This is a genomic window from Streptomyces sp. NPDC002790, assembly GCF_040295505.1.
In the GTDB taxonomy this organism is placed as follows: Bacteria; Actinomycetota; Actinomycetes; order Streptomycetales; family Streptomycetaceae; genus Streptomyces.
In genome coordinates this window covers 16,362-39,194 of record NZ_JBEOVM010000031.1, presented here as the reverse complement: position 1 = coordinate 39,194, position 22,833 = coordinate 16,362, and the positions used below count along the sequence as shown (strand labels likewise).

Genomic DNA, 22,833 nt, shown 5'->3' with positions numbered 1-22,833 from the left:
GAAGCCTCGCCGATGACGGCCCACAACAAAGGGGCGCTGACAGGAACCAGCGGGAGCCGGAGCGTCAGGTGACGCTCCGGCTCCCGCTGCGGCGAAACGGTATGGCGGTGTTGTAAGGGTTGCGTGAGGCCGTCATGAGAACGGCATGAGACCCCCGCCGGGTATCACTCGGCCCGTTACCCGGCGGAACCGGACTTCCACTGCGACCAGCTCAGGTTCCAGCCGTTCAGACCGTTGTCCGGCTGGACCGTCTTGTCGCCGGTGTTCTTCACGACGACGACGTCGCCGACCATCGAGTTGTTGTAGAACCAGGCGCCCGGCGTGCTGCCGTCATTGGCGCCCTTGGCGTCCTGCAGACCGACGCAGCCGTGGCTGGTGTTCGCGCCACCGAAGATCGACTTGGCGCCCCAGTAGTTGCCGTGGATGAACGTGCCGGAGTTCGACAGGCGCATCGCGTGCGGCACGTCCTTGATGTCGTACTCGCCCTTGCCGTCATTGTTGGTGAAGCCGACCGTCGAGCCGTCCATCCGGGTCTCCTTGAACTTCTCGGAGATCACCATCTGACCCTCGTACGTCTTGTTCTCGGGCGAACCGGCGGAGATCGGGATCGTCTTGATCGTCTTCCCGTCCCGCGTGACGGTCATCATCTTGGTCTTCGCGTCGACCGTCGAGACCTGGTTGCGCCCGACCTTGAACGAGACCGTCTTCTGCTGCACGCCGGTCACGCCGCTCGCGCCCTCGACCCCGTCCAGGTCGAGCTTCAGGGTGACCGTGGAGCCGCCCTTCCAGTAGTCCTCGGGGCGGAAGTCGAGCCGGGTCCCGCTGAACCAGTGGCCGGCGACCTCCTGGCCGCTGCTCGACGTGACGCTGATGTGGTCCTGGACATCGGCCTTGTTGGTGATGGCCTTGTCGAAGTTGATCGACACGGGCATGCCGACGCCGACGGTCGAGCCGTCCTCCGGCGTGAAGTTCCCGATGAAGCTGTTGGCCGGGGACACCGTCGTGAACTGCGAGTTCTCGTGAGCCACGCGGCCGTCGGAGTCCTTCGCCTCGGCGGCGATCTTGTACTTCGTCGCACGCTCCAACTGGGCCGTGGGCTTCCAGCTCTTCTTGTCGGCGGCGATCTGGCCATCGACCTTCGTGCCGTCGGCCGTCGTCATGGTGACGTCGGTGAGCGAGCCCTTACTCACGGCGACCTTCGCGGCGCTGTTGATGCTCGCGTTGTCGGAGCCGTCCTTCGGCGCGATCTTGATGTCGGCCTCGGACGTCTTCTTCGCCGCCGCCTCGTCGGCCTGCGCCTGCGATTCCTTCTTGCCCGAGCCGCTCTCGTCGCCGCCGCCACAGGCCGTCAGCACGAGCACACCGCCGAGCAGAGCGGACGCGGCCATCAGACCCTTGCGCCGCTTACCGTCCGTTATCACACGCTTCTCCATAGTCGCCGAATTTCCCGCCTTCGCCGAATTCCCCTGCTGTCGACCGCCCCGAGCCCGGTCGACAGCAGGCCCAAGAGGACACAACAGTCCCCTCGTACCCAGTGAACGCCTTGACCGGTTCGTCCCGTTCCCGCAGAACCGCCAGTGTGGGCAAGGCCACGTCGGGCCCCTCACCAGGGACGACAAAACCCTGGGCGGCGGTTGCCGCCCAGGGTTCCCGTTTCATGGACCGCTACACGCCGTCTTCCGCGTCCCCCTCCTCATCATCCTCGCCGAGGTCCCAATCGGGCGAATCGGGGTCGTAGTCGACCTGCTCGCTGGACCAGGAGGCCTGCACGAGTTCGGCCCCCGGAACATCGGCGACCAGATCGAACGGGTCCACGAGATACGCGACCGCCTCCGCCTCGTCCTCCTCCACGGCGCTCACCGCCTGCGCGCGCTCCTCGGGCCCGGTCTCCTCGTCCTCCGCGACGCGCTGCAGCGCGGCCCCGGTCAGCGCCTCCGTGTCGGAGACCTCCAGGACCAATTCCACCTTGAGGCGAACAAAACGTGACGTGTCATCAGTGCTCATGAGCGGAGCGTACGACCCATGGGCCTCGTGACTTTCCTGTGACCCACGTCTGTCACTAACATGAGCCCACACGGCCAATTCGCCAGCGCCACAAGGGGGATCGCTTCCGTGCCTGCCGCACGTCGATCACTGTTCACCGCCGCCGCCGCAGCAGCGCTTCTCGGCGCGCTGTGGTTCGTTCCCACAGCGACGGCGAACCCCGAGCACATCACCCATGCCGACCAACAGCGCACCACCACCGCGGTCACCGAGCAGTCCGACCGCCAACTCCGCCTGGCCGACACGGGCCAGGTGGACACGACGCCGTACGTGATCGGCGGCTCGGCCTTCCTCGGCCTGGGCGTCGGCTTCGTCGCGTACTCGGTGCGCAGGACCAGGGCGTACGAGGCGTAGATCCCGTCGTTCGGACCGGGCGCCCGAGCAACTCCGCCGGGCGGCCCGCCACTTACCGGCCGGCTCCGGGCTCCAGGCCCCTGATCCGGCGCCGTTCACCCTCGCCCGCGGCCGGTGGCGGGGAGTCCGCGAGGCGGACCACCGGGTCCTCGAGTCCGCCGTCGCGCCCGGCCACCACGGGCTTCGCCGCGCGCAGCGCCTTCGCCTTGTACTGGGCGGCGTCCGCGAGGCGGAAGAGGCGCCGCGCGTTCGCGACCTCACCGATGGGGTCCCCGGTCGACGCGATGCCGCAGGCGACGCCGTCGCCGTGGTCGAGGTCGGCGGCCCGGGAGCAGATCTCGTCGCCGACCCGGACCACTTCGTCGGCCGACGGCCCCACGGCCACGAGCGAGAACTCGTCGCCGCCGAGCCGCGCGGAGAGCGCTCCCGGCAGCATCGCCCCGCACAGCGAGAGCACCGAGCCGAACCGTTCGAGGAGCCGGTCGCCCGCCGCGTGCCCGTAGGTGTCGTTGACCCGCTTCAGGCCGTTGAGGTCGCAGACGACGAGGCTGACCACGGAGCCGTCGGCCCGGTGCCGCTCCACGGCCTCGTCGAGGCGTATGTCGACCGCGCGCCGGTTGGCGAGGCCGGTCAGGGCGTCGGTGAAGGCGAGGCGGCGCGCCTCCTCCAGGCGTTCGGTCTGCGCGATGCCGGCCGCGACGACCGCCGCGAGGACCGTGGCGAAGTCGGCGTCGGAGCGGTCGAACACCTCGGCGCCGGTCGGCCGCGCCACATACAGCTCACCCCAGGCCCGCCCGTGCAGCACGATCGGCGCGACGACGCAGCAGCCGCGGCCCCGGCGTCGTAGCGCGGCGACCCGCTGATGGCAGTAGCCGGCCCGGTCCACGGGGCCCTCGGCCGTCTCGACCCAGGCGTCCGGCTCGCCGCCCTTGGCCCAGCGTTCGTGCAGGAATTCGGTGATCTCGGGGAACTGGTGCACCGGGTAGCCCTCGCCGTCGGGGAACTCCTCCTCGCCCTCGGCCAGCTTCCCTACGTTGACGAGCACCCGCAGCCGGCCGCGCTCGCGCTCCCACATGGAGAGCGCGGCGAAGCTTCCGGACAGCGCGTGGCAGGCGCCGCGCGCGGCCGCGCGCCAGGAGTCGTGCGGGCTCCGTGCAGCGGCCATGCCCTGCGCGAGCTTCACCACGGCGCGTAGCCGAACGTCCTCACCCATCGCTCCAGAGTAAGGAGTTTTCGGGCATTTCGGTGAATTGTGGGCACCGACCGAGGGTTCCCAACCCGGCGATTGTCACGTAGAGTAATCGGCGGGGCCGGTGCCGCGACTGGCCCTCGTCACTCGCCGGGCCACTGCGGGCTGCGCTTCTCGTTGAACGCCGCCACGCCCTCGGCCCGGTCCCCGGAGAACGCCACGGACCGCCACGCCGCGTCCTCCACCTCCAGGCCCGCCCGCAGGTCGAGGCCGTGCCCGAGGCGCAGCGCCTTCTTCGACGCGCGCAGGCCGACCGGCGAGTTGGCGGCGATCCGCGCGCCGAGCGCCAGCGCCTCCTCGCGGTCCGAGCCCGCGTCCACGACCTGGTCCACGAGCCCCAGGTCAGCGGCCTCCGCCGCCCGCACCCGGCGCGCCGTGAAGATCAGCTCGGCGGCCCGCGCGGCCCCGACGCGGCGCGGCAGCAGCTGCGTACCGCCCCCGCCGGGGATCACCCCGACGGACACCTCGGGCAGGCCCACGACGGCCGTCCCGTCGGCCACGATCAGGTCGCAGGCGAGCGCCAGCTCGAAGCCGCCGCCGAGCGCGAAGCCGTGCACGGCCGCGATCGCCGGCATCGGCAGCTCCAGGACACCCGTGTACGCGGCGCGGGTCACGGGCCGCTGGCGCAGCAGGTCCGCGTCGGAGAAGGAGTTCCGCTCCTTGAGGTCGGCGCCGACGCAGAAGGCGCGCTCGGCGCTGGAGGTGAGGACGGTGACCCGGACGTCCCGGTCGCGGGACAGCGCCTCGCAGGCGCCGGTGATCGCCCGCGCCATGTCGCTCGACACGGCGTTCATGGCCTTCGGCCGGTCGAGCACCAGCTCGGCGACCGTCCCGCCCTCGTGGCGGCGCACCGCCACGAACTCCCCGAACCGCCGCTCGTCACCCATGACACGCCCTCTCGGTTAACGCCAGTTAACCGCCAAGGTTGTCAGGTGCGCCTGGTCAGCGTCCAGGGTTCGACGACGCCGAGGCCGCGTACGGGGCGCTGCCACATGGGTTGCAGCGCGAACCGGTAGGTGGGCGGCTCCTCGCCGTCCTCCTTCGCCTTCTGCGCCTCGGCGGCGGCCTCCGCCTCCGAGGTGGGCGTCTCGCCGATCCTGATCAGTTCCTGGGCGAAGGCGCCGTCCACCAGCACGTTGTCCCGTGGCGCTATCGACGTGAGGCGGCTCGCGAGGTTCACGGTCGAGCCGAAGACATCGCCCATCCGTGTGGTGACCGTGCCGAACGCGAGGCCGACGCGCAGCTCCGGCATCGTCTCGTCGTTGCTCATCGTCTCGATCAGGCGCAGCGCGATCTCGCTCGCGACGCCCGCGTCGTCGGCCGCGTACAGGACCTCGTCGCCGAGAGTCTTGACGAGCCGGCCGCCGTGCGCCGCGACGAGGTCCGCCGCGGTGGTCTCGAAGGCCTCGACGAGCTCGCCGAGTTCCTCCTCCTCCATGCGCCGGGTGAGCCGCGTGAACCCGACGAGGTCCGCGAATCCGACGGCGAGCCGCCGGTCGACCATCTCCTCGTCGTCACCGGCCTGCACGACGCGCCCTGTCGCCGCGGCGAGCTGGCGCCGCCACACGTAGACGAGGAACTCCTCCAGCTCCGGCAGGAGGAGCTCCATCAGCGGATACGTGACCTCGGTGCGGGTCATGCCGGGTTCCGGGGGTTCGGTGAGGCCCTCCAGGAACGAGTCGATCTGCCATTCGGCGAGCCGCGCGGTGGTCTGCCCGGTGGACCGGGCGACCTGCACGGCCATGGCCTCGCTGAGCAGCCCCGCCTCCACGAGACCGGCGAGCCGCCGCAGCGCGAGGACATCGGCCTCGGTGAGGGCCTTGGCCTGCCCGATGTCGGCGAAGCCCATGGCCCGCCAGAACCGGGAGGCCAGTTCCATGGAGACGCCCGCGCTGCGCGCCGCCTGGAACGGGGTGTATCTGCGCTCGGCCCCGAGGATGAGCCCTTCGAGCCGCAGAGCGAGGGGATCCTCTGTCTCTGCCTCTTCTGGTTCCGCACCTTCCGGCTTCTCGGGGTCGGTGGGAGAGCCCGTGCCGGAGCCCGAGTCGTCGACGGTCACGCCTGCTGCCCTTCCGATCTGCCGCGGTCAGGTATCGACCGGGCTCAACTCTACGGCAGCCCCTGTGCCCCACGTCACTCCGTTCGCTTCCGGGTGGCGTCGCTTCGGAGCCGCCCGATCGTACGGCCTACGCAGGTCGCAGGTGGACGATGTCGCCCGCGCCGACCGCTTCCCGGGCCCCGGCGGCCGCCGGGGCGATCACGAGGCGGCCGTCGCCGTCGATGGCGACCGCCTCGCCCACCAGCTCCCGGTCGCCCGGCAGAATCGCCCGCACCTCGCGGCCGAGCGTGGCGCAGCCCGCCGCGTACGCCTCCTGCAGCTGCGAGAGGCCGGGGTCGCCCTCGGCCGCGCACCACTCGACGTACCACCGCTCCAAGGACCGCAGCACGGCCCGCAGCACCGGCTCCCGGTCGGAGACCTTCGCCCCGGCGAGCGTGAGCGAACCGGCCGTCGGGACGGGCAACTCGTCGGCGCGCAGCGACACGTTCAGGCCGACGCCGATCACGACGGCGTCCGAACCGGCCCGCTCCAGGAGGATGCCGCCCGCCTTGCGCTCCTCGCCGTCGACCGTGAGGAGCACGTCGTTCGGCCACTTCAGGGCGGTGTCGACACCGGCCGCCGAGGAGAGCGCCGTGGCCACCGCGACCCCGGTGAGCAGCGGCAGCCAGCCCCAGCGCGCCACCGGCACCTCGTGCTCCCCCGGCTTGAGCAGCACGGAGAAGAACAGGCCGGAGCGCGGCGGCGCCGACCAGCTCCGGTCGAGCCGCCCGCGCGCCGCGCTCTGCTCCTCGGCGACGAGCACGGTGCCCTCGGCCACGGACCCCGCCGAGGCCCGCTCCACCAGATCCGTGTTGGTGGACCCCGTGCGGGGCACCACCTCCACGGACGACCACAGCCCCCCTTCCCGTACCAGGGAACGGCGGAGGCCGGCCTCGGCCAGGGGCGGCCTCTCCAGGTCGGACCAGGGGCTGGCGGGTACGTCTGAACCATCTCGCGGCGTCATGCAACCCAGCCTAGGTGTGGCAAAGACCGCACTGCTGAACGGTATTCAGGCCACTACGCTACGAATCAGTAGCCCCACTCCCCCTTTTTTTGAACTTCCCGATTCTTGAACTTCCCCGAACCGTCCCCCGTGAGCAGCGTCGAAGCAGGCAGGGAGCCGCATCCCGATGTCCGAGTTGGAACAGCCGACAGCGCAGACCGACATCCACACGACCGCAGGCAAGATCGAGGATCTGCGGCGCCGGATCGGCGAGGCGACCCATGCGGGTTCCGCCCGCGCGGTCGAAAAGCAGCACGCCAAGGGCAAGTTGACCGCGCGTGAGCGGATCGAGCTGCTGCTCGACGAGGACTCCTTCGTGGAGCTGGACGAGTTCGCCCGGCACCGCTCCACGGACTTCGGCCTCGAGGCCAACAAGCCCTACGGCGACGGTGTCGTGACCGGATACGGCACCGTCGACGGCCGCCCCGTCGCCGTCTTCTCGCAGGACTTCACCGTCTTCGGCGGAGCCCTCGGCGAGGTCTACGGGCAGAAGATCATGAAGGTGATGGACTTCGCGCTGAAGACCGGCTGCCCGGTCATCGGCATCAACGACTCCGGCGGCGCCCGCATCCAGGAAGGCGTCATGGCCCTGGGCATGTACGGCGAGATCTTCCGCCGCAACACCCACGCCTCCGGCGTCATCCCGCAGATCTCCCTCGTCGTCGGCCCGTGCGCGGGCGGCGCCGTCTACTCGCCCGCCATCACCGACTTCACGGTCATGGTCGACCAGACCTCCCACATGTTCATCACAGGACCCGACGTCATCAAGACCGTCACCGGCGAGGACGTCGGGATGGAGGAACTCGGCGGCGCCCGCGCCCACAACACCCGCTCCGGTGTCGCCCACCACATGGCGGGCGACGAGAAGGACGCGATCGAGTACATCAAGTCGCTGCTGTCCTACCTGCCGTCGAACAACCTGAGCGAGCCGCCCGCCTTCCCCGAGGAGGCCGACCTCGCGCTCACCGACGAGGACCGCGAGCTCGACACCCTCATCCCGGACAGCGCCAACCAGCCCTACGACATGCGCACGGCGATCGAACACGTCGTGGACGACGCCGACTTCTTCGAGACCCAGGCCCTGTTCGCGCCGAACATCATCACCGGCTTCGGCCGCGTCGAGGGCAGCCCGGTCGGCATCGTCGCCAACCAGCCGATGCAGTTCGCCGGCTGCCTCGACATCCACGCGAGCGAGAAGGCCGCACGCTTCGTCCGCACCTGCGACGCCTTCAACGTCCCCGTGCTGACCTTCGTCGACGTCCCCGGCTTCCTGCCCGGCGTCGAGCAGGAGCACGAGGGCATCATCCGGCGCGGCGCCAAGCTGATCTTCGCCTACGCCGAGGCCACCGTCCCGCTCATCACGATCATCACCCGCAAGGCCTTCGGCGGCGCCTACGACGTCATGGGCTCCAAGCACCTGGGCGCCGACCTCAACCTGGCCTGGCCCACCGCCCAGATCGCCGTCATGGGCGCCCAGGGCGCGGTCAACATCCTGCACCGCAAGACGATCGCGGCCGCCGAGGCCGCGGGCAACGTCGAAGAGACCCGCGCCCAGCTCATCCAGGACTACGAGGACACCCTCCTCAACCCCTACACGGCGGCCGAACGCGGCTACATCGACGCGGTCGTCATGCCCTCCGACACCCGCTCCCACGTCGTCCGCGGCCTGCGTCAGCTGCGCACCAAGCGGGAATCACTGCCCCCGAAGAAGCACGGCAACATCCCGCTGTAAGGAGCGCCGCTGTGATGATCAAGGTCGTACGGGGCAATCCGACCCCCGAGGAGCTGGCCGCCGCACTGGCGGTGGTCCAGGCGCGCGCCGCGGCGGTCCCGGACGCCCCGGCCGCGACGGAGGGCCGGGACGCGTGGTCGGACCCCTCCCGCATCGCCCGGCACCGGCTGCCCGCGCCGGGGGCGTCGAGCTGGTCGCGCACGTACTGGCCCGCGTGAATTAGTCCCTTCGTAGCGGGGTGCCTGAGTACGCGTACTCAGGCACCCCGCACGCGCGAGCAGCACCATGTTGTATGTGCTGTGGTCAGACCCCGAGAACGAGCCCCCAGAGGAGCTCCGCGAAACGCAGGCGATGCTGCGGCGCGCGGGGTTCGTGGTGGCGCTCGCGATGGTTCTCGCGTTCCTGATGCTGGGGATCGGCTAGCGAGTACGTAGCCGGGCATCGCGTGGCGTCGCGCTGGATAACCTGGGCCCCATGACCGCTCCACGCCGCCTGATCCTGGCCTCCCAGTCCCCCGCCCGCCTCGGCCTGCTGCGACAGGCCGGTTTCGCCCCCGAGGTGATCGTCAGCGGGGTCGACGAGGACGCCGTGACGGCCCCGACGCCCGCGGAACTCGCCCTCGCCCTCGCCGAGGCCAAGGCCTCCGTGGTCGCGGCGCTGCCCGAGGCCCACGGCGCCGTCGTCATCGGCTGCGACTCCGTGCTCGACCTCGACGGCGAGGCGCTCGGCAAGCCGGCCGACGCCGAGGAGGCCACGGCCCGCTGGAAGTCGATGCGCGGCCGCGCGGGCACGCTGCAGACCGGCCACTGCGTGTACGACACAGCGAGTGGCCGGTACAGCTCGGGGACCGCCTCCACCGTCGTCCGGTTCGGCGAGCCGAGCGACGCGGAGATCGCCGCGTACGTGGCGACGGGCGAACCCCTCTACGTGGCGGGCGCGTTCACCCTGGACGGCCGCTCGGCCCCGTTCATCGACGGCATCGACGGCGACCACGGCAACGTGATCGGACTCTCGCTGCCCCTGCTCCGCCGCCTCCTCGCCGAACTCGGCATCGGCATCACGGAGTTGTGGGCGCCGGCGGAGTAGCGGGCCCGTTCTGCGCGGAGGCGTTCCGCTCCGGCCTCCGCTCGCCCTGCTCGTGCCTGTCGTACGCCACCAGCGTCAGCACGAGCAGCGCGAGCACGACCATCATGAACACGAAGCTGAGCCAGCCCACCAGGCTGATCGAGAACGCCCCGAGCAGCCCGTGCACCACGGCCGCGCTGATCAGCAGGATCCGCCCGAATCCGCCCGGCGCCCGGTCGACGCTCGCGGTGCGCACGAGGACGATCCCGCACACCACCAGATACAGCCCGAACAGGCCGCCCGCTATCCACGCGCCCACCGACATCGCCCGCGAGTCGAGCCCGGCGAGGGACATCTCCTGACTGTCGACCACCAGGCCCAGAAACCAGTTCAGGAGAACGATCCCGAACGCCTCCGCGAACAACACGATCGCGGCCACCCACGCCACCGGCCTGCGTGCCACCGGCCCCACCCACTTCCACTGACTGTTACCGCTAGTACGGCCAAGACATCCCGAACGCTACTAACGGGTAAACCCCCGTACAAGGGTTCTGCCGAGGTTCCCGCGAAGGCAAAGAATCGTTGGGCCATTCGTAGGGACTCCACAAAGAATGCCGCCGGGCCGCAGCACGGTCTCACAGAGACCTTGACCACAGAGGCGGGCTAGGGTGGCGGTGAGGGACCGCGCGTATCCAGGCGCGACAAGGGATTTCATGTACCAGATGGACCCCGGGTGACACTCCGTGTGGGCAAGCTCACGCCCGGGGGAGCCTCGTGGGTCCGTGTCGGCAGTCCCTAAACTCAGCTTGTTTCAGTGAGTCAAGCTTCATGGTGACCCGCCGACCGCCCCGGCTCGGGCGACAACGGCCGGGAGTCCGGGGCCCGCGGCACAGCCGCACATGGGGACAGTCCCCGGGAAGACACAGCAAGGAGGGAGCCATCGTGCGCAAGGTGCTCATCGCCAACCGTGGCGAAATCGCTGTCCGCGTGGCCCGGGCATGCCGGGACACGGGGATCGCGAGCGTTGCCGTCTACGCCGAGCCGGACCGGGACGCTCTGCACGTCCGTGCGGCCGACGAGGCATTCGCCCTTGGCGGGGACACCCCGGCCACCAGCTACCTGGACATCGCCAAGGTGCTCCAGGCGGCCAAGGACTCCGGCGCGGACGCCATCCACCCCGGCTACGGATTCCTGTCGGAGAACGCCGAGTTCGCCCAGGCCGTCCTCGACGCCGGCCTGATCTGGATCGGCCCGCCCCCGCACGCCATCCGCGACCTCGGCGACAAGGTCGCCGCCCGCCACATCGCGCAGCGCGCCGGCGCCCCGCTGGTCGCAGGCACCCCGGACCCGGTCTCCGGTTCCGACGAGGTCGTCGCGTTCGCCGAGGAACACGGCCTGCCGATCGCGATCAAGGCCGCGTTCGGTGGCGGCGGCCGCGGCCTGAAGGTCGCCCGCACCCTCGACGAGGTCCCCGAGCTGTACGAGTCCGCGGTCCGCGAGGCCGTCGCCGCGTTCGGCCGCGGCGAGTGCTTCGTCGAGCGCTACCTCGACAAACCCCGCCACGTGGAGACCCAGTGCCTGGCCGACCAGCACGGCAACGTGGTCGTCGTCTCCACCCGTGACTGCTCGCTGCAGCGCCGCCACCAGAAGCTCGTGGAGGAGGCCCCGGCGCCCTTCCTGTCCGAGGCGCAGCTGGAGCAGCTGTACTCGTCCTCGAAGGCGATCCTCAAGGAGGCCGGCTACGTCGGCGCGGGCACCGTCGAGTTCCTCGTCGGCGCGGACGGCACGATCTCCTTCCTCGAGGTCAACACCCGCCTCCAGGTCGAGCACCCGGTCACCGAGGAGGTCGCCGGCATCGACCTCGTCCGCGAGATGTTCCGCATCGCCGACGGCGAGGAACTCGGCTACGGCGACCCGGAACTGCGCGGCCACTCCTTCGAGTTCCGCATCAACGGCGAGGACCCGGGCCGCGGCTTCCTGCCCGCCCCGGGCACCGTCACCAAGTTCGAGGGCCCGGCGGGCCCCGGTGTCCGCCTGGACGCGGGCGTCGAGTCCGGCTCCGTGATCGGCCCGGCCTGGGACTCCCTGCTCGCCAAGCTGATCGTCACCGGCCGCACCCGCAAGGAGGCCCTCCAGCGGGCCTCGCGCGCGCTCGCCGAGTTCGAGGTCGAGGGCATGGCCACTGCCATCCCCTTCCACCGCAAGGTCGTCACCGACCCGGCGTTCGCCCCCGAACTCACCGGCGGCGAAGACCCGTTCACGATCTTCACGCGGTGGATCGAGACCGAGTTCGTCAACGACATCGAGCCGTTCGCCGCCCCGGCGCCCGGTGAGGAAGAGGACGAGGCGGGCCGCGAGAACATCGTCGTCGAGGTCGGCGGCAAGCGCCTGGAGGTCTCCCTCCCCGCGGGCATGGGCATGTCCCTGGCCCGCACCGGCCTGACCGCGGGCGCCAAGCCCAAGCGGCGCGCCGCCAAGAAGTCCGGCTCCGCCGCCTCCGGCGACACCCTCGCCTCCCCGATGCAGGGCACGATCGTCAAGGTCGCCGTCGAGGAGGGCCAGGAGGTCAAGGAGGGCGACCTCGTCGTCGTCCTGGAGGCCATGAAGATGGAACAGCCCCTGAACGCCCACAAGTCGGGCACCGTCAAGGGCCTGTCCGCCGAGATCGGCGCCTCCCTCACCTCCGGCGCCGCGATCTGCGAGATCAAGGACTGACACCGGGAAACCGGCGTACGCGAAGGGCCCGTTGAACCGAAGCCGGTTCAACGGGCCCTTGCCTGTGCGCGGGTCGGCGGGTCAGGGTTCGGCCCGCGCCCAGCCGGTTCCGTGGTGGGCGATCTCCAGCGCGATCACGCCGAAGGCGACGGTCAGCAGCGCGAACCCCGCGTACGCGAGGGCCTCGACACCAGTGGTCCAGCCCACGACGTTCAGCGGCATCGAGACCATCAGCACCCAGGCCGCCCAGGCCGGCACGGCGTGGCTGCGCAGCAGCCCGATGCCGAGGAGGACGACGCCGAGGACGAGCCCCGCGATGAACCAGATCCCGGCGACCGCTGCCATCGGCAGACTGTCGCCGCCGTCGAGGACCTTCACGATCGTCACCTGGTCGACGCCCTTGTCGAGGCCCGCGAGCGTCACGAAGTCGTACGAGGGCGCCATATTCGCGGCGGTGGCGCCGCCGCCGAACAGCAGCAGCCCGGCGAGCCCCAGCTTCGGGGAGCGCGCCATGACGTACACGGAGACCAGCAGGGCCGCCGCGGCCATCATGATCCCCAGGGCCAGCCACGCCCAGGCGGCGGCCTTCTCCCGGCCCTCGTTGGCGGCGATGTCGGCGACGATCCTCGACGTCTTGTCCTCCGTCATGTCGTACGGGGACAGGAGCGAGGCGACGATGAACAGCAGTGGCCCGAGCACGAGGACCGCGGCCATGACGGCCCGCAGCGGACGGACCCGTTCGACGGCGACTCCCCTGGAGACCGGGACGTGCGCGGGTGATGGTGTGGCGGTCATGGCGTTCCCCCTGAGGCCCGTGGATGCCACTGGATTCCACCAGTGAAGCGGGCGGCTCCCGGCCGGGCCAGCCGTCAATTCTGAGGGGCGCCTCACTCCCCCAGCAGCCCCGCCTCGCGCCCCGCGCGCAGCAGCGCCGCCGTGTGCCCGGCGTTCAACTTGCGGTGCAGGGCGGCCACATACCCCCGTACGGTCGTCAGCGAGATGCCCATCGCACGCGCCGCCTCGGCCGGGGTGCGGCCGGCGTCGATGTGCTCCAGGGTGCGGTGCTCGCGCTCGGTCAGGCCGAGGGCGCGGGCGGCGGCGCGGCCCGGCGCGAGGTCCCTCAGCAGCAGGAGCCATGGCACGTCGGGCACGGCGCACTCCACGGCCCGTACGTCGATGTCGTCGCGGTCCAGGCGCGGCAGCAGCTCCGCCGCGACGGCGTCGAGCGCCCGCACCACCCCGTCCCCGGCCACGGCGGCGACCCCCTGCCCCGGCCGCCCGACGGACGCGAGCGCGGCGGCGAGCAGCGCGTACATCCGCTGCGGCTCGGTCAACGGATGGTCCACAGGCTGGAAGCGCAACTCGGCCACGTCCACGGCCTCTTCGCGTTCCCGGACGAGCTGCCGCACTCCTCGTCGGCCCGCGTCACTGATGTCCATGCCGCGCTCCAGGGCGTCCTGCGTCCGCGCCCTCCGTATCGACGCTACCGCGGTGGCGGTCCCTCCACACCGTCGCGGTCCCGCGATCGGGCATCCTTGAAGTACCGCGCACCAGGGCCCCAGGGTCCGCGCACGCCCAGGGAGGCCCGATGACGACAGCCGAGCACGACCGCTCGCGCCGGATGCGCGCGGACGCGCGCCGCAATTACGAGCGGCTCCTCGCGCAGGCCCGGATCGCGTTCGCCGAGCACGGCACGGGGGCGTCCTTGGAGGAGGTGGCCCGCGGGGCCGGGGTCGGCATCGGCACGCTGTACCGGCACTTCCCGAACCGGCACGCGCTGATGAGCGCCGTCTTCGAGGAGGCCGTGAACGATCTGCTGGCGCGCTCGCGGGCGCTCCTCGACGCTCCGCAGCCCTGTACGGCGCTCGTGACCTGGCTGCGCGAGATCATCACGCACGCGAGTGAGTACCGGGGGCTTTCCCGGGCCCTCATGTCGGCGTCGCAGGACGCGAGTTCGGCGTTGGCGCGGTGCAGTGATCCGATGCGGGAGGCGGGGCAGGCGTTGTTGGCGCGGGCGCAGCGGGTGGGGGCGGTGCGGCCGGATGTTTCCATCACGGACCTTTTGCAGCTCACGAATGCGATTGCCCTCGCGGCGGAGGAGACTCCGTCGGACCCCGGAGTGGCGGACCGCCTCCTCCGCCTCACACTCCGCGGCATCACCGATTGACCGGCGACGTGGTTGCACTCCTGGGGCTCTGCCCCAGACCTCGCTGCTCAATCGCCGCAGGGGCTTGACAGGCGGGCCAAGCCGAATCAAGCCCCGCCGGCGATTGAGGCGCGGGGTCCGGGGCGGAGCCCCGTGGCCGCAACGCCGGACGGGTGCAACACTCAGCGGCGGCGCATATCGGCGACCCGGGCCGTGCGTTCCGAGGGGGCGTCCAGGGACGTGGAGCGCAAGGGGTGGCCGCCGCCAGGGAGTTGGCCGCGCCGCTGCCCCGGCAGAGGCACATCCCGGCGCGGCTGCCGCGCCGGGACGGGTTCACCGCCCCCGGACGAGCCCTCCGCCCCGCCCCCCGCGACAGCGACCTGCACACCCTGATCGGCCAGCGCCTGAAGCTCCGTCGCCGCCCGGTCGTCGTGCGCGGGCGGCTCGTCGGTCACGAGGCGCGTGATCACATCGGTCGGCACGGTCTGGAACATGGTGTCCGAACCGAGCTTGGTGTGATCCGCGAGCACGACGACCTCGGACGCGGCCTGCACGAGCGCCCGGTCCACGGACGCCGACAGCATGTTGGACGTGGAGAGGCCGCGCTCGGCGGTCAGACCACTGCCGGACAGGAAGGCGCGCGACACTCTCAGGCCCTGCAGGGACTGCTCCGCCCCGCTGCCCACCAGCGCATAGTTGGAACCCCGCAGCGTGCCACCGGTCATGACGACCTCCACCCTGTTGGCATGGGCGAGCGCCTGTGCCACGAGGAGGGAGTTGGTGACGACGGTCAGGCCCGGCACACGCGCGAGCCGGCGGGCCAGCTCCTGCGTGGTCGTCCCCGCGCCCACCACGATGGCCTCGCCCTCTTCGACGAGACCCGCGGCGAGATCGGCGATGGCCGTCTTCTCTGCGGTCGCGAGATGTGACTTCTGCGGAAAACCGGACTCCCGCGTGAATCCGCCCGGCAATACCGCACCGCCGTGCCGGCGGTCGAGGAGTCCTTCTGCCTCCAGTGCGCGCACGTCCCGCCGTACGGTCACTTCAGAGGTCTGGACGACGCGGGCGAGCTCACGGAGCGAAACCGCTCCGTTGGCTCGCACCATTTCGAGGATCAATTGACGACGTTCTGCAGCGAACACGAAACTGACAGTAACCCCAACGACCGTCTGCTTTCAGCAGTTTGCGCCGATTTACCGATTCTGTTCGCACAGGAACCGTGGAAGTGGTATACGCACGGCGGGGTGCCTATACGTCACGCCTATGCCCCCCGCATGGGCCGCAACTCACCGTGACCTGCGGCCCGTTGCCCCCCTCAGCCCTCTTCGGCGACCTTCCGCGTGTGCAGCTGCCGCGCCACTTCCGCGATCGATCCCGACAGCGAGGGGTACACGGTGAACGTGTTCGCGATCTGCTCGACCGTCAGATTGTTGTCGACCGCGATCGAGATGGGGTGGATCAGTTCCGAAGCGCGCGGCGCGACGACCACTCCACCGACCACGATGCCCGTACCCGGACGACAGAAGATCTTGACGAAGCCGTCCCGGATGCCCTGCATCTTCGCGCGGGGGTTGCGCAGCAGCGGCAGCTTGACGGCGCGGGCGTCGATCTTGCCCGAGTCGACGTCGGCCTGCGTGTAGCCGACGGTCGCGATCTCCGGGTCGGTGAACACGTTGGACGAGACCGTCTTGAGGTTCAGCGGCGTGACCGCGTCACCCAGGAAGTGGTACATCGCGATGCGGCCCTGCATCGCGGCGACGGAGGCGAGGGCGAAGACCCCGGTCACGTCACCGGCCGCGTACACGCCGGGGGCGGTGGTGCGGCTGACCTTGTCGGTCCAGATGTGGCCCGACTCCTTGACCCTGACGCCCGCGTCCTCCAGGCCGAGACCCTCACTGTTGGGCACGGCGCCGACCGCCATCAGGCAGTGCGTGCCGGAGATGACCCGGCCGTCGGAGAGCGTGACCTCGACGCGGTCGCCGACGCGCTTGGCGGAGGCGGCGCGGGAGCGGGCCATGACGTTCATGCCGCGGCGCCGGAACACGTCCTCCAGGACGGCGGCCGCGTCCGGGTCCTCGCCGGGCAGCACGCGGTCGCGGGAGGAGACGAGGGTGACCTTGGAGCCGAGCGCCTTGTAGGCACCCGCGAACTCGGCGCCGGTGACACCGGAACCGACCACGATGAGCTCCTCGGGGAGCTCGTCCAGGTCGTACACCTGCGTCCAGTTGAGGATCCGCTCGCCGTCGGGCTGCGCGTCGACGAGCTCGCGCGGGTGGCCGCCGGTGCACAGGAGCACGGCGTCGGCGACGAGGGTCTCCTCCGCGCCGTCGGCCGCGGTGACGATCACCTTGCGGGAGCCGTCGAGCGCCTGCTGGCCGTCCAGGCGGCCCTTTCCGCGCAGCACGCGCGCACCCGCGCGGGTGACGGAAGCGGTGATGTCATGGGACTGCGCGAGCGCGAGGCGCTTCACACGGCGGTTGACCTTGCCGAGGTCCACGCCGACGACACGGGCCGGGCTGTCCGGGTCGGGGGTGTCGTCCTCGACGATGATGCCGAGCTCTTCATAAGAAGAGTCGAAGGTGGTCATCACCTCGGCCGTGGCGATCAAGGTCTTCGACGGTACGCAGTCGGTCAGCACCGACGCCCCGCCGAGGCCGTCGCAGTCGACGACGGTCACCTCCGCCCCGAGGGACGCGGCCACCAAGGCCGCCTCGTATCCGCCAGGTCCGCCGCCGATGATCACGATCCGAGTCACATGCCCCATTGTCCCGCACGCTTCAAGGCCGCACCGAGCCGGGGCCCCCGTCCGGGCGTCGCGCGGGCCCGGGATGCGCATATCCCCTCCTGGAAGCAGTGCTCGTCCCCTCTTAAGGGGGGGGTAGTAGCTGCTCGTCGGGGAGTGCGTTCGGGGTCGAGCTAGCTCGATCGTGTGATGATCCGGGCGGGGGCTCCGCCCAGGGGTCGAGCCCGCCGGGGACCAGTGCGCCCAAGACCGTTCGGGGCGTGCGGGTGGACGGGACCCACTCCTGCTCAGTCACCAGGAACGGTGCTTCGGTTACTCACGAGACACCTGGTCCGTCTGACGTACGCTCGGTCCCATGTCGCTCTACGCCGCGTACGCCGGCACTCTCGACGCGCGGCTCATGACGCGCCGCGCACCGCACTCGCCGCTGCGCGCGACCGGCTGGCTGAACGGCTGGCGGCTCACGTTCGGGGGCGAGCACATGGGCTGGGAGGGCGCACTCGCCACCATCGTCGAGGCGCCGCGTTCACAGGTCTTCGTCGCGCTCTACGACATCGCCCCGATGGACGAGGAGTCGATGGACCGCTGGGAGGGTGTCGGCCTCGACATCTACCGGCGGATGCGGGTCCGCGTGGACACCCTGGAGGGCGAGGAGCCCGCGTGGCTCTACGTACTGAACGGTTACGAGGGCGGGCTCCCCTCGGCGCGGTACCTGGGCGAGATCGCCGACGCGGCGGAGTCGGCGGGCGCGCCGCACGACTACGCGATGGAGCTGCGCAAGCGCCCCTGCTGAGGCGCATCGAGGCCATCCGGCGTCCCTGGTTGTCGGAAACGACAAAGCAACGATCACAAGGACGTGACCTCCGACATCTACGCGCGTAGGCAACGACAGGCTACTCTCGTCGGCGTGAACGCTTCTCTTACTCCGGACCACGTCCTGGCCGACCCGTACGCCGCCGCCGACGCCGCAGCCGCGCGGCTGCGCGAGCTGACGGGCGCCGAGACCCACGATGTCGCCCTCGTGATGGGCTCCGGCTGGGCGCCCGCCTCCGAGGCGCTGGGCGAGCCCGCCGCCGAGTTCCCCTTCACCGAGCTGCCCGGCTTCACCGGCGCCGCGGTGGCGGGCCACGGCGGCACCGTCCGCTCGTACCAGGTCGGCGAGAAGCGCGCCCTGGTCTACCTGGGCCGTACGCACTTCTACGAGGGCCGCGGCGTCGCCGCCGTCGCGCACGGTGTGCGCACGGCCGCCGCGGCGGGCTGCAAGACCATCGTGCTCACCAACGGCTGCGGTGGTCTGCGCCAGGGCATGCGCCCCGGCCAGCCGGTGCTCATCTCCGACCACATCAACCTGACCGCGGCCTCCCCGATCGTCGGCGCCAACTTCGTCGACCTCACCGACCTGTACTCGCCGCGACTGCGCGCGTTGTGCAAGGAGATCGACCCGAGCCTGGAAGAGGGCGTCTACGCCCAGTTCACGGGCCCGCACTACGAGACCCCCGCCGAGGTCCGGATGGCCGGCGTCCTCGGCGCCGACCTCGTCGGCATGTCCACCACCCTGGAGGCCATCGCGGCCCGTGAGGCGGGCACCGAGGTGCTCGGCATCTCCCTGGTGACGAACCTGGCGGCGGGCCTCTCCGGCGAGCCCCTCAACCACGAAGAGGTCCTCCAGGCGGGCCGCGACTCGGCCTCCGCCATGGGCGACCTGCTGACCAAGGTCCTAGCGAAGATCTGATCCGGCGCCCGCCGGGCATTCAAGCCCCTGCGGCGATTGAGCAGGGCCTTTAAGCCGGTGCGGCGGTAGGGCATTTCAAGCCCCTGCGGCGATTGAGCAGGTCTTTTAAGCCCCTGCGGCGATTGAGTAGCGGGGTCCGGGGCAGAGCCCCGAGACGTCAACCCCGTTGCGGCCCAAGAACTCCCGAAGGAATGCGAACCGTGACCGTATCTGGCACCGCACCGTTCGACCGGGCGAAGACCTGGCTCGCGGAGGACCCGGACCCGGAAACCCGCGAGGAACTCGCCAAGCTCATCGAGGCCGCCGACCTGGAAGCGATCGGCGAGCGCTTCTCCGGCACGCTCCAGTTCGGCACAGCAGGCCTCCGCGGCGAACTGGGCGCAGGCCCCACGCGGATGAACCGCGCGGTGGTCATCCGCGCGGCCGCGGGCCTGGCGGCGTACCTGAAGGCCAAGGGTCAGACGGACGGGCCGGTCGTCATCGGCTACGACGCCCGGCACAAGTCGGCGGACTTCGCGCGCGACACGGCCGCCGTGATGGAGGGGGCCGGGCTGCGCGCCGCGGTCCTCCCCCGCCCGCTGCCCACCCCCGTACTCGCCTTCGCCATACGGCACCTGGGCGCGGTCGCGGGCGTCGAGGTCACGGCCTCGCACAACCCGCCGCGTGACAACGGCTACAAGGTGTACCTCGGCGACGGTTCCCAGATCGTGCCACCGGCCGACGCGGAGATCGCCGCCGAGATCGCCGCGGTGGCGTCGCTGCACGACGTGCCGCGTGCGGAGAGCGGCTGGGAGACGCTGGGCGAGGACGTCCTGGAGGCGTACCTGGCGCGCACGGACGCGGTCCTGGCTCCGGGCTCGGCCCGCAGCGCCCGCACCGTCTACACGGCGATGCACGGTGTCGGCAAGGAGACGCTCCTCGCGGCCTTCGCCCGCGCGGGCTTCCCCGAGCCGGTGCCCGTGCCGGAACAGGCCGAGCCCGACCCGGACTTCCCCACGGTCGCGTTCCCGAACCCGGAGGAGCCGGGGGCGATGGACCTGTCCTTCGCGACGGCCCGCGCACTGGACGAGACCCCGGACCTGATCATCGCCAACGACCCGGACGCGGACCGCTGCGCGGTGGCCGTGCCCGACGGCGGCGAGTGGCGGATGCTGCGCGGCGACGAGGTCGGCGCGCTGCTGGCCGCACACCTCGTCAAGCGGGGCGTGAGCGGCGTACTCGCCGAGTCGATCGTGTCGTCCTCGCTGCTCGGCCGGATCGCCGAGTCGGCGGGACTCCCGTACGAGGAGACGCTCACCGGCTTCAAGTGGATCGCCCGTGTCGAGGGCCTGCGCTACGGCTACGAGGAGGCGCTCGGCTACTGCGTCGACCCCGAGGGCGTACGCGACAAGGACGGCATCACGGCCGCGCTGCTCGTGACCGAGCTGGCGAGCGAGCTGAAGTCGCAGGGCCGTACGCTCCTCGACGCGCTCGACGACCTGGCGCTGGCCCACGGCCTGCACGCCACGGACCAGTTGAGCGTGCGGGTCGAGGACCTGTCGGTCATCGCGGACGCGATGCGCAGGCTCCGCGAGGTGCCGCCGGTGGAGCTGGCGGGGCTCGCGGTGACCCGGGCGGATGACCTCTCGGAGGGGGAGGGTGGGTTGCCGCCCACGGATGGGCTCCGCTACGCCCTGGACGGGGCGAGGGTCGTGGTGCGGCCGTCGGGGACGGAGCCGAAGTTGAAGTGTTACCTGGAGGTTGTGGTTCCGGTGGCCGACCGACCGTCGCTGCCCGCGGCCCGGGACGTAGCCGCCGAACGCCTCGCGTCACTCAAGCGCGATCTTGCGGTTGCGGCGGGTATCTAGCTCGGCGTCGCCCGCGGTTGCGGTCACGGGGCTCCGCCCCGGACCCCGCGCCTCAATCGCCGGCGGGGCTTGAAATGCCCATCCACCGGCGGGGCTGGAAAGTCCTGCTCAATCGCCGGCGGGGCTTGAGAGATCAAGCCCCTGCGGCGATTGAGCAGGACTTTCAGCCGGTGCGGGGTACAGGCCTTCAAGCCCCTGCGGCGCTTGAGCAGGTCTTTCAAGCCGGTGCGGCGGTATCGGCATTTCAAGCCCCTGCGGCGATTGGGTTTTTAAGCCCCGCCGGCGATTGAGGCGCGGGGTCCGGGGCGGAGCCCTGTGGCCGTAACGGCCTAGCCCAGTGCGATGAGGACCACGAGGAGCACAGCCCCCACGACTGCCGGGGCGATGATTTCGTACGCCCAGCGGATCGTCACGGTGCCCGGCGCCGGCTCGGCCTCGGTGCGTGCCGCGTGCAGTTCACGGATCTCGTCCATGGCCAGGTCCCCCGTGGACCGCGGCTCGGTCACAGGAAGCCCGGAGGCACCGGTGGTGGTGCGGCCCCCCTTCGCGGCGCGCATCTGCTGGCGCTGCGCCTTGCGGCGGCCACGCAGCGAAACCGGGATCGACCAGAGCTGGTACTTGGCACCCGCCTCGTCGAAGACCTCGTTCGAGTACCCGGACTTGAAGGCCGAGATCGCCGACCACGGCAACGTGATGTCCCGGAACGGGTTGCGCACACGCAGCCGCTCCTCGTTCCCGAAGACGGCCGGCCGGATGGTGAACGCGACGACGAGCGGCACCACGAACAGCAGGCCCGCGAGCGCCATCCACGGCGTCCGCCCGTCCCCGTTGACCACGGCGTCGATGCCCAGCCAGGCCCCGACCAGGATCAACACGACTCCACCGGCGATACCGGCGGGAGACCGATAGATCCGGTCACGTGCCTGCGGGGGCGTGGTCTGGCTGCTCGTCATGGCTCGATTGTGCCCGACCCGTCAACCCTCGTTGTTCCAGCCCCGGCGGCGGGTGAGCCATTCCAGCCCCGCCGGCGCTTGAGGCGCGGGGGTGCGGGGCAGAGCCCCGCGACCGCAACCACGTCGCAGCGAACCATGAACCCCGACCTGTACAAGCCGCTACGCGCGTAGATATGCTCCCCTCGTGACCATGCCCAGTTCTGCACCCGCACCCGCCGCTTACCAGGACGTCACCACGTCCGAGCGCACGCTGCGCCGCTTCCTGCACGGGTTGCCCGGCGTCGACGCGGTCGGCCTGGAGGCGCGCGCCGCTTCGCTCGGGACCCGTTCGATCAAGACCACGGCGAAGGCGTACGCCATCGACCTGGCCATCTCGATGATCGACCTGACGACCCTGGAAGGCGCCGACACCCCGGGCAAGGTCCGGGCCCTCGGCGCGAAGGCGGTCCACCCGGACCCCACCGACCGCGACACCCCGCGCACCGCGGCGCTCTGCGTCTACCCCGACATGGTGGCCACCGCGAAGGCCGCCGTCGCCGGCACGGACGTGAAGGTCGCCTCCGTGGCGACCGCCTTCCCGGCAGGCCGCGCCGCCCTCGAGGTCAAGCTCGGGGACGTACGAGAGGCCGTGGCCGCAGGGGCGGACGAGATCGACATGGTCATCGATCGCGGCGCCTTCCTCGCGGGCGACTACATGAAGGTCCACGACGAGATCCGCGCGGTGAAGGAGGCCTCCGGCACCGCCCGCCTCAAGGTCATCTTCGAGACCGGCGAGCTCTCGACGTACGACAACATCCGGCGCGCGAGCTGGATCGGCATGCTGGCCGGGGCCGACTTCATCAAGACCTCGACCGGAAAGGTCGGCGTCAACGCCACCCCCGCCAACACCCTCCTCATGCTCGAAGCCGTACGCGACTTCCGCGCCGCCACCGGGGTACAGGTCGGTGTGAAGCCGGCGGGTGGCATCCGCACCTCCAAAGACGCCGTCAAGTTCCTGGTCATCGTGAACGAGACCGCGGGCGAGGACTGGCTCGACAACCACTGGTTCCGCTTCGGCGCCTCCAGCCTCCTGAACGATCTGCTGATGCAGCGTCAGAAGCTGGCCACAGGACGCTACTCCGGTCCCGACTACGTGACGGTGGACTGATCACCC

23 protein-coding genes are annotated in these 22,833 nt (G+C 70.9%); 11 read left to right on the top strand and 12 right to left on the bottom strand.

All coding sequences use genetic code 11. The features are described from left to right. Positions 1-176: 176 nt before the first annotated feature. On the bottom strand, positions 177-1,418 hold the full coding sequence (locus ABT004_RS16865) for a L,D-transpeptidase (RefSeq protein ID WP_351337062.1): 1,242 nt from the start codon (positions 1,416-1,418) through the stop codon (positions 177-179). Between the two features lie 247 nt (positions 1,419-1,665). Next, positions 1,666-2,004 (bottom strand): hypothetical protein, encoded by a 339-nt coding sequence (locus ABT004_RS16860; RefSeq protein ID WP_351336984.1) that lies wholly within the window; start codon positions 2,002-2,004, stop codon positions 1,666-1,668. A gap of 60 nt (positions 2,005-2,064) precedes the next feature. On the opposite strand from ABT004_RS16860, the gene ABT004_RS16855 reads away from it, so the two are divergent. Next, on the top strand, positions 2,065-2,397 hold the full coding sequence (locus tag ABT004_RS16855; protein ID WP_451189691.1) for a hypothetical protein: 333 nt from the start codon (positions 2,065-2,067) through the stop codon (positions 2,395-2,397). Positions 2,398-2,449: 52 nt separating this feature from the next. Here the strand turns inward: ABT004_RS16855 and ABT004_RS16850 are convergent, their stop codons facing one another. The 4 genes from ABT004_RS16850 to ABT004_RS16835 all read right to left on the bottom strand — a co-directional run bounded on the left by ABT004_RS16850 (position 2,450) and on the right by ABT004_RS16835 (position 6,708). Further along, on the bottom strand, positions 2,450-3,610 hold the full coding sequence (locus ABT004_RS16850) for a GGDEF domain-containing protein (protein WP_351336978.1): 1,161 nt from the start codon (positions 3,608-3,610) through the stop codon (positions 2,450-2,452). A 119-nt stretch (positions 3,611-3,729) separates the two neighbouring features. Next, complete coding sequence (locus ABT004_RS16845; protein WP_351336975.1) at positions 3,730-4,533, bottom strand: enoyl-CoA hydratase/isomerase family protein; 804 nt, start codon at positions 4,531-4,533, stop codon at positions 3,730-3,732. A gap of 41 nt (positions 4,534-4,574) precedes the next feature. Continuing rightward, positions 4,575-5,705: an adenylate/guanylate cyclase domain-containing protein gene (locus ABT004_RS16840; RefSeq protein ID WP_351336973.1), complete on the bottom strand. Its 1,131-nt coding sequence runs from the start codon at positions 5,703-5,705 to the stop codon at positions 4,575-4,577. A gap of 127 nt (positions 5,706-5,832) precedes the next feature. Beyond that, the gene (locus tag ABT004_RS16835) at positions 5,833-6,708 is read right to left on the bottom strand and encodes a biotin--[acetyl-CoA-carboxylase] ligase (RefSeq protein ID WP_351336970.1); all 876 of its coding nucleotides are present in this window, start codon (positions 6,706-6,708) and stop codon (positions 5,833-5,835) included. A 166-nt stretch (positions 6,709-6,874) separates the two neighbouring features. On the opposite strand from ABT004_RS16835, the gene ABT004_RS16830 reads away from it, so the two are divergent. The 4 genes from ABT004_RS16830 to ABT004_RS16815 all read left to right on the top strand — a co-directional run bounded on the left by ABT004_RS16830 (position 6,875) and on the right by ABT004_RS16815 (position 9,565). Continuing rightward, complete coding sequence (locus ABT004_RS16830; RefSeq protein WP_351336967.1) at positions 6,875-8,479, top strand: acyl-CoA carboxylase subunit beta; 1,605 nt, start codon at positions 6,875-6,877, stop codon at positions 8,477-8,479. A gap of 11 nt (positions 8,480-8,490) precedes the next feature. Beyond that, on the top strand, positions 8,491-8,697 hold the full coding sequence (locus ABT004_RS16825; protein ID WP_351336965.1) for an acyl-CoA carboxylase subunit epsilon: 207 nt from the start codon (positions 8,491-8,493) through the stop codon (positions 8,695-8,697). A 76-nt stretch (positions 8,698-8,773) separates the two neighbouring features. Continuing rightward, positions 8,774-8,902: a morphogenic membrane protein MmpB gene (gene mmpB / locus ABT004_RS16820; protein ID WP_351336962.1), complete on the top strand. Its 129-nt coding sequence runs from the start codon at positions 8,774-8,776 to the stop codon at positions 8,900-8,902. A 51-nt stretch (positions 8,903-8,953) separates the two neighbouring features. Beyond that, positions 8,954-9,565: a nucleoside triphosphate pyrophosphatase gene (locus tag ABT004_RS16815; RefSeq protein WP_351336960.1), complete on the top strand. Its 612-nt coding sequence runs from the start codon at positions 8,954-8,956 to the stop codon at positions 9,563-9,565. Here ABT004_RS16815 and ABT004_RS16810 read toward each other — a convergent pair. Then, complete coding sequence (locus ABT004_RS16810) at positions 9,537-10,007, bottom strand: hypothetical protein (RefSeq protein WP_451189699.1); 471 nt, start codon at positions 10,005-10,007, stop codon at positions 9,537-9,539. The two genes, ABT004_RS16815 and ABT004_RS16810, sit on opposite strands and share 29 nt — an antisense overlap. Before the next feature lie 479 nt (positions 10,008-10,486). Between ABT004_RS16810 and ABT004_RS16805 the strand changes: the two genes are divergently transcribed. Beyond that, complete coding sequence (locus ABT004_RS16805) at positions 10,487-12,259, top strand: acetyl/propionyl/methylcrotonyl-CoA carboxylase subunit alpha (protein ID WP_351336955.1); 1,773 nt, start codon at positions 10,487-10,489, stop codon at positions 12,257-12,259. 81 nt (positions 12,260-12,340) lie between these two features. On the opposite strand, the gene ABT004_RS16800 is transcribed toward ABT004_RS16805, so the two are convergent. Beyond that, a complete protein-coding gene (locus ABT004_RS16800; protein WP_351336953.1) occupies positions 12,341-13,054 on the bottom strand; it encodes a hypothetical protein in 714 nt (237 codons plus the stop codon). A 92-nt stretch (positions 13,055-13,146) separates the two neighbouring features. Then, on the bottom strand, positions 13,147-13,698 hold the full coding sequence (locus tag ABT004_RS16795) for a response regulator transcription factor (protein ID WP_351336950.1): 552 nt from the start codon (positions 13,696-13,698) through the stop codon (positions 13,147-13,149). 182 nt (positions 13,699-13,880) lie between these two features. Here ABT004_RS16795 and ABT004_RS16790 point away from each other — a divergent pair, with 182 nt between their 5' ends. Further along, positions 13,881-14,426, top strand: coding sequence for a TetR/AcrR family transcriptional regulator (locus tag ABT004_RS16790; protein WP_351337059.1), 546 nt, complete (start codon positions 13,881-13,883; stop codon positions 14,424-14,426). Positions 14,427-14,587: 161 nt separating this feature from the next. Here ABT004_RS16790 and ABT004_RS16785 read toward each other — a convergent pair whose 3' ends face one another. Together ABT004_RS16785 and ABT004_RS16780 are read right to left on the bottom strand one after the other, a co-directional pair. Next, positions 14,588-15,547, bottom strand: coding sequence for a DeoR/GlpR family DNA-binding transcription regulator (locus tag ABT004_RS16785; protein ID WP_351336948.1), 960 nt, complete (start codon positions 15,545-15,547; stop codon positions 14,588-14,590). A 173-nt stretch (positions 15,548-15,720) separates the two neighbouring features. Beyond that, positions 15,721-17,169, bottom strand: coding sequence for an NAD(P)H-quinone dehydrogenase (locus ABT004_RS16780; RefSeq protein WP_351336946.1), 1,449 nt, complete (start codon positions 17,167-17,169; stop codon positions 15,721-15,723). Between the two features lie 334 nt (positions 17,170-17,503). Here ABT004_RS16780 and ABT004_RS16775 point away from each other — a divergent pair, with 334 nt between their 5' ends. From ABT004_RS16775 to ABT004_RS16765, 3 genes are all read left to right on the top strand, one after another. Further along, entirely contained in the window at positions 17,504-17,941 is a 438-nt protein-coding gene (locus ABT004_RS16775) for a gamma-glutamylcyclotransferase family protein (protein ID WP_351336944.1), read from the top strand. Positions 17,942-18,055: 114 nt separating this feature from the next. Next, a complete protein-coding gene (locus ABT004_RS16770; protein WP_351336941.1) occupies positions 18,056-18,880 on the top strand; it encodes a purine-nucleoside phosphorylase in 825 nt (274 codons plus the stop codon). A 200-nt stretch (positions 18,881-19,080) separates the two neighbouring features. Continuing rightward, on the top strand, positions 19,081-20,727 hold the full coding sequence (locus tag ABT004_RS16765; protein ID WP_351336939.1) for a phospho-sugar mutase: 1,647 nt from the start codon (positions 19,081-19,083) through the stop codon (positions 20,725-20,727). A gap of 329 nt (positions 20,728-21,056) precedes the next feature. Here ABT004_RS16765 and ABT004_RS16760 read toward each other — a convergent pair whose 3' ends face one another. Further along, complete coding sequence (locus tag ABT004_RS16760; RefSeq protein ID WP_351336936.1) at positions 21,057-21,680, bottom strand: PH domain-containing protein; 624 nt, start codon at positions 21,678-21,680, stop codon at positions 21,057-21,059. Between the two features lie 190 nt (positions 21,681-21,870). On the opposite strand from ABT004_RS16760, the gene deoC reads away from it, so the two are divergent. Beyond that, positions 21,871-22,827, top strand: coding sequence for a deoxyribose-phosphate aldolase (deoC, locus tag ABT004_RS16755; RefSeq protein ID WP_351336933.1), 957 nt, complete (start codon positions 21,871-21,873; stop codon positions 22,825-22,827). Positions 22,828-22,833: the final 6 nt, after the last annotated feature.